We start from the raw sequence: 11,794 nt of genomic DNA on the forward strand, positions 1-11,794 counted from the left end.
TCTTATGAGGTGACGGCGAACGGTAAGACCGAGTCGGTTACCGGGACCTCGCACAAGGTGTCGGGTCTTGAGGCCGGCAAGCCGTACCCGATCTCGGTTGTCGCGGTGAAGGGCGCCAAGAAGTCCGCGGCGGTGACTGAGACTTTCAACACCAAGCCGAAGGCGGATCCGGATGTGGATCCGGTGACGGGTCTGGTTGCTGATGGTGAGGCGACTGAGACTGAGATTCCGGTGAAGTGGACTGCTCCGGCGTCTGGTGCTGACTCTTATGAGGTGACGGCGAACGGTAAGACCGAGTCGGTTACCGGGACCTCGCACAAGGTGTCGGGTCTTGAGGCCGGCAAGCCGTACCCGATCTCGGTTGTCGCGGTGAAGGGCGCCAAGAAGTCCGCCGCCGTGACCGAGACGTTCAACACCAAGGCGAAGCCGGGGGACATCACGCCTCCGTCGGACCCGACGGATGTCACCAACACGGTGGCCGGTAGCACCGTCAACCTCACCTGGTCCCCGTCGAAGGACGAGGACGGTGGCTCCGGCCTGGCCGGGTACTACGTGTACCAGAACGGTCAGCGGCTGGGCGGTCTGGTCACCGAAACGAAGAAGGCGGTGTCCGGTCTCGCGGCCGGTACCTACGACTTCGAGGTGTCCGCGGTCGACAAGGCGAACAACGAATCCAAGAAGGTCAAGACCACGGCCACGGTTCCGCCGCCCGTCGGCGGTTCCACCTACGGTCTGGCCGGCACGTCGACCATCAAGGGTGCCAACGGAAAGGTCGCGCTGAACGGTGCGGTCACCACGACGGTCGAGGGCGGGAAGGTCAGCGCCGATCTGACGCTGAACCCGACCACCGGCAACTTCTCGATCTTCGGGTTCCTGCCGGCCACCGCCAGCATCGCCTTCGCCCCTGAGGGCAAGACGACGGGCACGCTGTCCGGGAGCACCCTGACCACTGAGACCAAGACGATCGTCAAGGTCCCGTCGGTCAAGGTGTTCGGCATCCAGATCGGCGGCGGTGCCACCTGCCAGACCAGCACCGCGGCCACCATCCCGCTGAAGTCGACCGACTTCAAGCTCGGCTCGGGCGGCACGCTCAAGGGCAACTACACCCTGCCCGCGCTCAAGGGCTGCGGTCCGCTCACGCCGATCATCAGCGCGTTCGTCGCTGGATCGGGTAACACCGTCGACCTGAAGGCCACCGCCAAGTGATTTCCGGCAGTGACTGACAGGTCGTGACAGGGCCCCCGCCGCCGCGGAACCGCGGCGGCGGGGGCGCCTCCCGGAGTCGATGGCCCGCCCTGACGTGATCCTGCAGAGCTCGGCGCAGGAGCTGCCAGATCACGCCGGTGCGGGGCGCCTGGCGAGCGACATATTTATCGCCGAATGACAAGTTCTTCCCGCGCAGGTTTGGCTGCGTCAACATTCCTGGTGCGCGGGTGTCGGTGGATCGTCCTGCTCTGTAACATTCCCGGAACACCGGGAAGTCTCTAAAGGAGAACGAACATGGTGCGTCGCGTGATCAGCGGAATCGCGCTGGCCTGCGTGATGGCCGCCCCGCTGGCCGGGTGTGGCGGCGGGAGCGACAAATCCGATGCGAAGGCGGCATGGGCGGGTCGCTACTGCGCTGGATTCAAGCAGAGCACCCAGAAGCTTCAATTTCCACAGATCGACCCGAAGAGCGCGAAAAAGTCGCGGGATGCGATTCTGTCCTTCCTGGGTGACATCGGCAACCAGCTGGCAGCACAGGCCAGCAATCTCAAGGCCGCCGGCGCGCCCCCCGTCAGCGGGGGAGAGGCGACCTACAAGACCACGTACGACAATCTCACGAACGTCCGGATGGAGTTGGGCAAGGTCTCCGCTGATCTGCTCAAGGCGAAGGTGACCGACAACAAGGCGCTGACGAAGGCCCTCGGTGCCTACGGGCAGAAGATGAGCCTGTTCAGTTCGTACCAGGGTCCAGCAAATGACCTGCGGGCCAATAAGGAAGTCAACAAGGTCTTCGGTGAGGTCAGCCAATGCCAGAACATCGGAGCCTGACACAGCGGGCTCGTTTGTCAGCTCACTGACAATGCTGGGACCTGTGGCCGCCGGTTTTATGTGGTGCTCAAAGTAGTGTCACGAGGACGGGTGCCACTAGCGTAAGTGAAGGATTTGATCGCAAGCCGGTAATGACCAGAGTCGGTCTCCCTTGCGTGGCCCCCGCGATGAATTCAGGACGTTATGAGGAGCCCGTGAAGAGCATCCAGATCCAGTCGCCTCGCGATGACGGCGGTCGGCCGTGACGAGTCAGGTGGACAAGGCTCTCGCGTTTCCGGTCAAGGCGATGCGGACCATCGGCGAGGTGTTCCAGCTCGGCGCGACCGTGATCGGGTTGCTGTTCCGGAGCAAATTCCAGTTCCGGGAGTTCGTCGAGCAGTTCTGGTTCATCGCGAGCGTGACGATCCTGCCCGCGTCGATCGTGTCGATCCCGTTCGGGGCGGTGACCTCGTTGCAGGTGGGGTCGCTGATCCAGCAGCTCGGCGCGGAGAGCTTCACCGGCGCGGCCAGCGTGCTGGTCATCATCCAGCAGGCCAGCCCGATGGTGGTGGCGCTGCTGGTGTCGGGCGTGGCCGGATCGGCGATGTGCGCGGACATGGGCTCGCGGACCATCCGTGAAGAGATCGACGCGATGATGGTGCTCGGCGTCTCACCGATCGAGCGGCTCGTCGTGCCGCGGGTGCTGGCCTGCATGGCGGTCGCGTTCCTGCTGAACGGGCTGGTCTCGGTCGTCGGCGTGAGCGCGGGCTACTTCTTCAACGTCTTCATGCAGGACGGGACGCCCGGCGCCTATCTCGCGAGCTTCTCGGCACTGGCTCAGCTGCCCGACCTCTACATCGGCCTCGTCAAGGCTCTGATCTTCGGCTTCATCGCCGGGGTGGTGGCCTCCTATCTGGGCCTGCACCCCGGCAAGGGCCCCAAGGGCGTGGGAGACGCGGTCAACCAGTCCGTGGTCTACGCGTTCCTCGTGCTCTTCCTCGTGAACATGGTCCTCACTGCGATCTACCTGCAGGTCGTCCCACCGAAGGGAGGATGACCGATGGGTCTCCCGATTCCCGGTCGCGCCACGTTGCGGCAGCCGGGTCGTGTGTTCAGGTTTCTGGATCAGCCCGGTGACCAGCTCCTCTTCTATACGAAGACCCTGCTGTGGACGCCGCGCGCGATCCGCCGCTACCTCAAGGAGGTCCAGCGGCTGCTGTCGGAGGTCGCGTTCGGCAGCGGCGGTCTCGGCGTCATCGGCGGCACCCTGGGCGTGATGATCGCCATGACGCTGGCCACCGGCGTCGTCGTCGGAATGCAGGGCTACTCGGCGCTGCAGCAGATCGGCTCCGCGGCGTTCACCGGCTTCGCGTCCGCGTACGCCAACACGCGGGAGATCGCGCCGATCGTCTCCGGGCTGGCCCTGAGCGCCACGGTCGGGGCCGGCTTCACCGCCCAGCTCGGCGCGATGCGCATCAACGAGGAGATCGACGCGCTGGAGGTCATGGGCATCCCGAGCCTGCCCTACCTGGTGACCACCCGGATCGTCGCCGGAACGGTGGCGATCATTCCGCTGTACGGGATCGGGCTGGTGGCCTCCTACATCTCGGCCCGGTTCATCACGGTGTGGTTCAACGGGCAGTCGGCCGGCACGTACGACCACTACTTCGGGTTGTTCCTCTCTCCTGTGGACGTGTTGCTGTCGTTCCTGAAGGTCTTCATCTTCAGCGTGATGGTGATCGTCTCGCACTGTTACTACGGCTTCCGGGCGGCGGGCGGCCCGGCGGGGGTGGGCCAGGCGGTCGGCAAGGCCGTGCGCACGTCCATCCTGCTGATCGGCATCACCGACTTCTTCATGAGCCTGGCGATCTGGGGGACCACGACGACGGTGAAGGTGGCCGGATGAGCGAGCGGAACCCGACGAACGCGGCGAAAGGCGCCCGAAGAGGGCTCAGACGGCGTACCGAGACGGGCGAGACGGTCCGGCGGCGGCTCGCCGGCGTGGTCTTCCTCCTGGTCCCGGTGCTCCTGATCGCGTTGTCGATGGCGGTGTACGACAAGAGATTCACCAAGGTCTCGATGGTGACGCTGCACGCCGCGGCCACCGGCAACTCGCTGCACCAGTACGCGGACGTCAAGCTGCGCGGGGTCACGGTCGGCGAGGTCCGGGAGATCAAGGCCAGCGGTTCCGGGGCGACGCTCAAGTTGGCGATCCACCCCGACAAGGTGAAGCTGCTGCCCGCGAACGTGTCGGCGCAGATGCTGCCGACCACGCTGTTCGGGCAGCGGTACGTGGCGCTGATCCCGCCCGCGCAGCCCAGCCCGCAGCGCCTCGTCGCGGGCAGCGTCATCAGCCAGGACCGCTCGTCCAACTCGATCGAGCTGCAGCAGGTCCTCGACAACATGATGCCGCTGCTGACCGCGGTGGAGCCCGCCAAGCTGTCGACCACGCTCAGCGCGATCGCGCAGGCGCTGGACGGACGCGGCACGCAACTCGGGCAGACCATGGTCGAGCTCGACGCCTACCTGCGGAAGATGAACCCCAAGCTCCCGGCGCTCAACCGGGGCATCACCGAGCTGGTCAGGCTGAGCCACAACTACAGCGAGGCCGCGCCGGAGATCATCCAGGCCCTCAACGACGCCACGTACACCAGCCGCACGCTGGTCGACCAGCAGGCGGGCCTCAGCACGGTCTACTCGTCGGTCACCGCGGCGTCGCAGGACCTGACCGACTTCCTGCGCGAGAACTCCCGGAACATCATCCGGCTCTCCGCGCACAGCAAGCCGAGCCTGCGGCTGCTGGCGAAGTACTCGCCCGAGCTGCCCTGCACGCTGCGCATGGTGAACGACTTCATCCCGATGATGGACAGGGTTCTCGGCAAGGGCACGAAACAGCCCGGCCTCCACGTGAACGTGACGACGATGAAGTCGAAGGGCGCGTACCGGCCCGGCAAGGACAGGCCGGTCTACCGGGACAAGAGCGGCCCCGACTGCTACCCCGTCCCGTACTCCGGCAACGCCGCCACCACCAAGATCAGCCGCGGCGGGCTCGGCCTCCCCAACTCCCCGGAGGAGAACCGCCTCATCAACGAACTGCTCGCCCCCGGGCTGAACGAGGTGCCCGGTGCCCTGCCCGACTGGAGCAGCGTGCTGGTCGGCCCGATCTATCGCGGTAAGGAGGTGACCCTGCGATGAAGAGCCGAGGCCTGGCACGGCCCCTCATCAAGTCGCTGCTCTTCGTGGCGTTCACCGGTCTGGCCACGGCCGTCCTCGCGGTGAGCATCGCCCAGACCAACGTCGGCGCGACCAACTCCTACACGGCGCGCTTCACCGACGCGTCCGGGCTGCGCAAGGGCGACAGCGTGCGCGTCGCCGGCGTGCAGATCGGCCGGGTCGACAACGTCAGCGTGACGGACCGGCGCGTCGCCAAGGTGAAGTTCTCGGTCGAACGCGACCGCGAGATCCCCGCCTCGGCGACCGCCACGATCAAGTACGTCAACCTGGTCGGCCAGCGGTACGTCGAGATCGACCGGGGCACCGGCGCGACCGGCACGCTCCGGCCGGGCGCGACCATCCCGGTCGAACGCACCAAGCCGGCGCTCGACCTGACCCAGCTCTTCAACGGCTTCCGGCCGCTGATGCAGGCGCTGTCGCCGAACGACGTCAACAAGCTGGCCGAGTCGATCATCCAGGTGTTCCAGGGCGAGGGCGGGACCATGGAGACCCTGCTCACCACCGTCGGCTCGCTCACCAGCACGATCGCCGCCAAGGACCAGGTCATCGACCAGGTCGTCGCCAACCTCAACGGCGTGCTCGACACCCTGAACGGCCGTAGCGACCGGGTCGTCGACCTGGTCGGCACCCTGCAGAAGCTGGTCTCCGGCCTGGCCGCCGACCGCAAGCCGATCGGTGAGGCCGTCGGCGCCCTGGACGACCTCGCCAGGAGCACGGCGGGCCTGCTGGAGGCCGGGCGCGCACCGCTGAAGAAGGACGTCGCCGAGCTGGGCCGCCTCTCCCAGAACCTGGCGGACGAGTCGGCCACCGTGGAGAAGTTCCTCAACACGCTCCCGGTGAAGATGAACGCCATCGGCCGCCTCGGCTCGTACGGCTCGTGGATGAACCTCTACCTCTGCGAGGCGCGGGTGACGGGCGTCTCCTACCAGCACTTCCCGCCCGAACCGCAGCGCCCGAACCCCACCGGCATCCCCATCACCCCCGAGAGCGCCCCGAGGTGCACGTCATGAGCAAGGGCAAGGGTGCCAAGCGCGCCCGGCGGCCGCTGTTCAAGCCGGTGCGCGAGTGGAATCCGATCACCGTCTTCATCGTCGGCATGGTCATGTTCATCACCATGGGCATGGGAGCCTTCCGCGCCGCCGACCTGCCGGTCATCGGCGGCGGCACGGACTACTCCGCCGACTTCACCGAGGCCGCCGGGCTGCGGCCGGGCAACGAGGTGCGGGTCGCCGGCGTGAAGGTCGGCAAGATCACCCAGGTCCGGCTGGAACGCGGGAAGGTCAAGGTCACGTTCCGGGTCAAGGACACCTGGGTCGGCAACGCCAGCACGGCCGCGATCTCGATCAAGACCGTGCTCGGCGACAAGTTCCTGGCCGTGGACCCGCTCGGCACCGGTCCCCAGGACCCCCGCCAGCGCATCCCGATCAACCGGACGATGTCGCCGTACGACGTGACGGCCGCGTTCGACGACCTCAGCACCTCGCTGGTCAACCTCGACTCGGCCAAGCTCGGGCAGAGCCTCCAGACGTTGTCGGCGACGTTCGCCAACACGCCGCCCGCCATGCGCAAGGCCCTGGACGGCGTCACCGCGCTCTCCAAGGTGATCGCCTCCCGTGACACCGAGCTCAAGCGGCTGCTCGCCGGGGCCAACAAGTTCTCCGGCACCATGGCGAGCCAGACCGCGCAGGTCCAGGCGCTGCTGCGCGACGGCAACCTCCTGCTCGCCGAGCTGCGCCGCCGCCGTGACGCCATCCACGGGCTGCTGGTCGGCACGCAGAAGCTGTCCGCCGAGCTGTCCGGCCTGGTCGACGACAACCAGAAGCAGCTCGCGCCCGCGCTGCGTTCCCTCGAAGAGGTCGCGACGCTGCTCGAACGCAACAGGTCCGACCTCAACCGGGCGCTGTCCATCGCCGGGCCGTACACCCGCCTGCTGGGCAACTCGCTCGGCAACGGCCGGTGGATGGACGGCTACCTGTGCGGCGTCGTTCCCAAGAACTACCTGCCGCCCAACACGCCACCGAAGACCGGGTGCCAGCCCCCCAAGCGAGGTCGCTGATGCAGCAGACCATCATCCTGAACGACCGGCGCCGCACGCGGTACCGGCGCATACGGCTCGTCCTGCTGGCACTCATCGCCGCCACCATGGCGGTGGTGCTGGGAGCGGTCGCGCTGGCCGTGCTCACGGGCCGTCCCAGCACCATGGTCACCGCGTACTTCAACCAGGCCGTCGGCGTGTACGTCGGCTCGGACGTGCGCGTGCTCGGCGTGAAGGTCGGCACGATCGAGTCGGTCAAGCCGGAGCCGTCGCGGGTCAAGGTCACCCTCAAGGTGGACGAGTCGGTCGAGATCCCGGCGAACGCGGGCGCCCTCGTGATCGCGCCGAGTGTCGTCGCGGACCGCTACATCCAGCTCACCCCCGCGTACACCGGTGGCCCGCGGCTCGCCGACGGCGCGGTCATCCCGGGCGAACGCACCGGCACGCCCGTGGAGATCGACACGCTGTACGGCACCGTCAAGAAGCTCGCCGCCGACCTCGGGCCCAACGGGCTCAACAAGAACGGCGCGCTCTCCAACGCCCTGCGCACCGGCGCCCGCAACTTCGAGGGCAACGGCGAGGCGACGGGCAAGACGATCGAACAGCTGGGCAAGGCCGCCAAGACGCTGAACGGGTCGGACAAGGACCTGTTCGCCACGATCGGCAACCTGCAGAAGTTCACCTCCATGCTGAGGGTGAACGACAGCCAGGTCCGCCTGGCCGAGCAGCAGCTCGCCGACGTGACCGGCTTCCTGGCCGCCGACCGCGAGAACCTCGCCGCCGCGCTGCGGCAGCTGGCCGACGCGCTCGGCAAGGTGAAGACGTTCATCCAGGACAACCGCGCATTGATCAAGTCGAATGTGGACAAGCTGGCCTCGATCACGCAGGTGCTCGTGGACCAGCGCAGGTCGCTGGCCGAGGCACTGGACGTGCAGCCGCTCAACGTGGCGAACGTCCTCAACGCCTACGACCCGGCCCGCCGGACCCTGATGGGCCGCGGCAACCTCAACGAGCTGAGCATGGGCAACGGCAACGCGCCGCCGTTGCCGTTCCCGGCTGTGAACGGAGGTGGCGGCTGATGCGCAGGCCGTTCAGGAACGCCGCGGTGATCGCGCTCGCCCTCGCGACACTGACGGGATGCGGCGGCGGGGTGACCGGGGTCGAGGATCTCCCGCTCCCCGGCGGCGCCGACGTCGGTGACCATCCGTACAAGATCAAGGCCCAGTTCACGAACGTGCTGAACCTCGTTCCGCAGTCGGCGGTCAAGGTGAACGACGTCGCGGTCGGCCGGGTCAGCAAGGTCTCCCTGCCGAACGGCGGCTGGACGGCCGAGGTCACGCTGCTCATCGACGGCGACGTCAAGCTGCCCGCCAACGCCTACGCGCAGCTCCGCCAGTCGAGCCTGCTCGGCGAGAAGTACGTCGCGCTGACGCCGCCCTCGACCGGCGCCACCGGACGGCTCACCGACGGCACCACGATCCCCGTGGCGCGGACCAACCGCAATCCCGAGATCGAAGAGGTCTTCGGCGCGCTCTCGCTGCTGCTGAACGGCGGCGGGCTCAACCAGATCAAGACGATCACGACCGAGCTCAACAACGCGATGAACGGCAACGAGCCGCAGATCAAGTCGATGTTGCAGCAGGTCACCAGGTTGACGTCCACCTTGGACGGCAACAAGAAGGGCATCACCGACGCCCTCGACGGCCTCAACCGCCTGTCCGCCACGCTCAACGGCCGCCGCACGCAGATCAACACGGTGCTGGACGACCTCACCCCCGGCCTGAAGGTGCTGGAACGGCAGCGCGGCGCGCTGGTCGGCATGCTGGAGGCGCTCGACCGGCTGTCCGGCGTCGCGGTCACGACCATCGACAAGAGCAAGGACGACATGGTCGCCGACCTCAAGGCACTGGAACCCACCCTGCGCAAGCTGGCCGACTCCGGCGCCGATCTGCCGCGTTCGCTCCAGGCGCTGCTGACCTATCCGTTCACCGACGCCGTGATGCCCGCCATCAAGGGCGACTACCTGAACGTCTACCTCACGGTGGCGGCCGTGCCGGGCACGCCGCAGATCATTCCGCCGATCGAGCCGAAACCGACCGGCGGCACCCCGGCCAAGTCCGGCGGTACCCCGGCCAGGAAGGACGCGCCGCCGCTGCCGCTGCCGTCCACCGGGGCCGAGACCGTCGCGCCGCCGACCGTGGGAGGGGAGGGCTGATGATCACGCTCGTCACGAGGGTCAAGGTGTGGGCCTTCATGCTGCTGGCCGTCCTCACGCTCTCGTTCGTCGGCATCCGCTACGCCAACCTCGGCAGCTACGTCGGTTACCGCGACTACTACGTGGTGAACGTGGAGCTCGCCGAGGCCGGCGGGCTCCTGCAGTACGCCGACGTCACCTACCGCGGCGTCTCGGTCGGCCGGGTCGGGCCGATCCGGCTCACCGGCGACGGTGTCGTGGCCGAGCTGCGCATCAAGAAGTCGGCGCCCAAGATCCCGCAGAAGAGCGCGGCGCTGGTCGCCAACCGGTCCGCCGTCGGTGAGCAGTACATCGACCTGCGACCGGAGATCGCGACCGGTCCCTACCTGGCCGCGGGCGCGCGGATCGAACGCACCGCCACCCGTACCCCCGCTCCGGTCACCGACCTGCTGAGGAGCGTCAGCGACCTGGCCGGGTCCGTCCCGCTCGACGACTACCGGACGCTGATCAGCGAGCTGGGCGCCGCGTTCAACGGGCAGAGCCAGAACCTGCAGACGCTGCTCGACAACGGCAGCGCGTTCACCCGCGAGGCGAACGCGCACGTCGAGCCGACCACCCGCCTGATCGTGGACGGCGAGGTGGTCATGCGGACCCAGAACCAGGAGGCCGCCTCGCTCAAGGCGTTCGGTCACAACGCCCGGCTGCTCGCCAAGCAGCTGCGCGACTCCGACGGCGACTTCCGCCGGCTCGTCGCCGCCGCGCCGGGCGCGTCCGAGCAGTTCGCCGGGCTCGTCCGCGACCTCGACCCGAACCTCAGCGTCGTCATCGCCAACCTGCTCACCACCTCCGACCTCCTCCTCACGAGGGTGAACGGGATGGAGGAGCTGCTGGTCAAGGTGCCCAAGGCGGTCGCCGCCGGCAACTCGATGATCCAGAACGGCAAGCTCAACTTCGGCATGGTCACCACGTTCTTCCAGCCCCTGCCGTGCACCCGGGGCTACGGCGGGACGAAGTACCGCAACGGCCTCGACCTCTCCGCCGGACCGCCCCTCAACACCGCCGCCCGCTGCACGATGCCCGCCTCCAGCGGAGTCAACGTCCGCGGCGCCGCCAACGCGCCCCGGGGCGGCGTCCCGGACGCGGCCCGGCCGGACTCCGTCATGGGCGCGACCGGCTCCGGACTGCCCGGAGCGCTCGGCCTCCCCGCGCTGACCTCCACCACCACGGACCTCAGCGGACTCCTCGGCCTGAACGGAGACCGCGAATGAAGTGGACCGGCAACCTCCTGATCGTGGCGGCCCTGGTCCTGCTCGCCTGGTCGGGCTGGTCGCTCTACGACTCCCGTGGCGGCGAGAACGACCTGGGCGAGGACCGCGACCTCGTCCTCACCACCGGAAAACGGCAGGTCGCGGCGCTCAACAGCATGGACTGGAGCCAGAGCGACGCCGGCCTGCGCCAGTGGCTGGCCTCCTCGACCGGGCCTCTGCACGACCAGCTCCAGCGCGAGTCGGCGGCGAGCAAGCAGAAGATCGTCGCCGCGCGGACGACCGCGGTCGCCACGGTCGACGACGCCGCGGTGCTCTCCCTGGACCAGCGGTCCGGCACCGCCCAGCTCATCGCGACCGTGCAGATCCGGCTCACCCCCCAGGCCGGTCAGCCCACCGTCCAGCGCAAACGGTACGAGGCGGGGCTGACCCGCACGCCCGCCGGCTGGAAGCTCAAGTCGCTCACCGCCATCCCGGTGAGCGCGAGCTGAGGAGGACCATGCCCACCATCATCGAGGACCCCTTGGCCGAGGAACTCGCTCCCGCGCGGCCCGCCTTCCCCTGGGTCCGCTTCGCCGTGGCGGCGGTCGTGGCGGTCGTCGCCGTCGTCCTGCTCTTCCTGCGCGGCTCCGGCGGAGAGGAGTCGCCCAACCGCGCCCTCACCGACGCCGACGCGACCACCAAGGCCGTCGGCGACGTGAGCAACACGCTCACGCGCGTCTTCACCTACAGCGCCCAGGACACCGCCACCGCCGAACGAGCCGCCGCCGAGTCCCTCTCCGGCCGCGCCGCCACCGAATACCGGCGTCTCTTCGCCGAGGTGAAACGGCAGGCCCCCGCCGACGGCCTCGCCCTGAAGACCCGGGTCGTACGGGCGGGCCTGGTCAGCCTCACCGGCGACAAGGCCCAGCTGCTCGTGTTCCTGGACCAGGTGACGACGCGCAGCGGCAAGCCCGCCGGCACCACCGCCGCGGCCCAGCTCTCGGTCACGGCCGAACTCAAGGACGGCCTGTGGCGCATCACCGACCTCAAGTCCCGCTGACCCGCGAAGGA

The 11,794-nt window shown here is 68.2% G+C and carries 12 protein-coding genes; all 12 read left to right on the forward strand.

Features of this window, described 5'->3' with window-relative positions; genetic code table 11:
- The first annotated feature begins 105 nt into the window (after positions 1 to 105).
- A complete protein-coding gene (locus ABD333_RS07345; RefSeq protein WP_344538988.1) occupies positions 106 to 1,206 on the forward strand; it encodes a fibronectin type III domain-containing protein in 1,101 nt (366 codons plus the stop codon).
- Between the two features lie 294 nt (positions 1,207 to 1,500).
- Entirely contained in the window at positions 1,501 to 2,034 is a 534-nt protein-coding gene (locus ABD333_RS07350; protein ID WP_344538990.1) for a hypothetical protein, read from the forward strand.
- Between the two features lie 241 nt (positions 2,035 to 2,275).
- On the forward strand, positions 2,276 to 3,070 hold the full coding sequence (locus ABD333_RS07355; RefSeq protein WP_425546900.1) for an MlaE family ABC transporter permease: 795 nt from the start codon (positions 2,276 to 2,278) through the stop codon (positions 3,068 to 3,070).
- Positions 3,071 to 3,073: 3 nt separating this feature from the next.
- Positions 3,074 to 3,919, forward strand: coding sequence for an MlaE family ABC transporter permease (locus ABD333_RS07360; RefSeq protein WP_344538992.1), 846 nt, complete (start codon positions 3,074 to 3,076; stop codon positions 3,917 to 3,919).
- Positions 3,916 to 5,208, forward strand: coding sequence for an MCE family protein (locus ABD333_RS07365; RefSeq protein WP_344538994.1), 1,293 nt, complete (start codon positions 3,916 to 3,918; stop codon positions 5,206 to 5,208). Before ABD333_RS07360 ends, ABD333_RS07365 begins: the two co-directional genes overlap by 4 nt.
- The gene (locus ABD333_RS07370) at positions 5,205 to 6,257 is read left to right on the forward strand and encodes an MCE family protein (protein WP_344538996.1); all 1,053 of its coding nucleotides are present in this window, start codon (positions 5,205 to 5,207) and stop codon (positions 6,255 to 6,257) included. Before ABD333_RS07365 ends, ABD333_RS07370 begins: the two co-directional genes overlap by 4 nt.
- Entirely contained in the window at positions 6,254 to 7,303 is a 1,050-nt protein-coding gene (locus ABD333_RS07375; protein WP_344538998.1) for an MCE family protein, read from the forward strand. Before ABD333_RS07370 ends, ABD333_RS07375 begins: the two co-directional genes overlap by 4 nt.
- A complete protein-coding gene (locus ABD333_RS07380) occupies positions 7,303 to 8,361 on the forward strand; it encodes an MCE family protein (RefSeq protein ID WP_344538999.1) in 1,059 nt (352 codons plus the stop codon). The genes ABD333_RS07375 and ABD333_RS07380 overlap by 1 nt, the downstream gene beginning before the upstream one ends.
- The gene (locus tag ABD333_RS07385; protein ID WP_344539001.1) at positions 8,361 to 9,497 is read left to right on the forward strand and encodes an MCE family protein; all 1,137 of its coding nucleotides are present in this window, start codon (positions 8,361 to 8,363) and stop codon (positions 9,495 to 9,497) included. The genes ABD333_RS07380 and ABD333_RS07385 overlap by 1 nt, the downstream gene beginning before the upstream one ends.
- On the forward strand, positions 9,497 to 10,744 hold the full coding sequence (locus ABD333_RS07390; RefSeq protein WP_344539003.1) for an MlaD family protein: 1,248 nt from the start codon (positions 9,497 to 9,499) through the stop codon (positions 10,742 to 10,744). Before ABD333_RS07385 ends, ABD333_RS07390 begins: the two co-directional genes overlap by 1 nt.
- The gene (locus tag ABD333_RS07395) at positions 10,741 to 11,232 is read left to right on the forward strand and encodes a hypothetical protein (RefSeq protein WP_344539005.1); all 492 of its coding nucleotides are present in this window, start codon (positions 10,741 to 10,743) and stop codon (positions 11,230 to 11,232) included. The genes ABD333_RS07390 and ABD333_RS07395 overlap by 4 nt, the downstream gene beginning before the upstream one ends.
- An 8-nt stretch (positions 11,233 to 11,240) precedes the next feature.
- On the forward strand, positions 11,241 to 11,783 hold the full coding sequence (locus ABD333_RS07400) for a hypothetical protein (RefSeq protein ID WP_344539006.1): 543 nt from the start codon (positions 11,241 to 11,243) through the stop codon (positions 11,781 to 11,783).
- The last annotated feature ends 11 nt before the right edge of the window (positions 11,784 to 11,794 follow it).

Origin of the sequence: Actinomadura fulvescens, from assembly GCF_039533225.1 — a bacterium.
Lineage (GTDB): Bacteria > Actinomycetota > Actinomycetes > Streptosporangiales > Streptosporangiaceae > Spirillospora > Spirillospora fulvescens.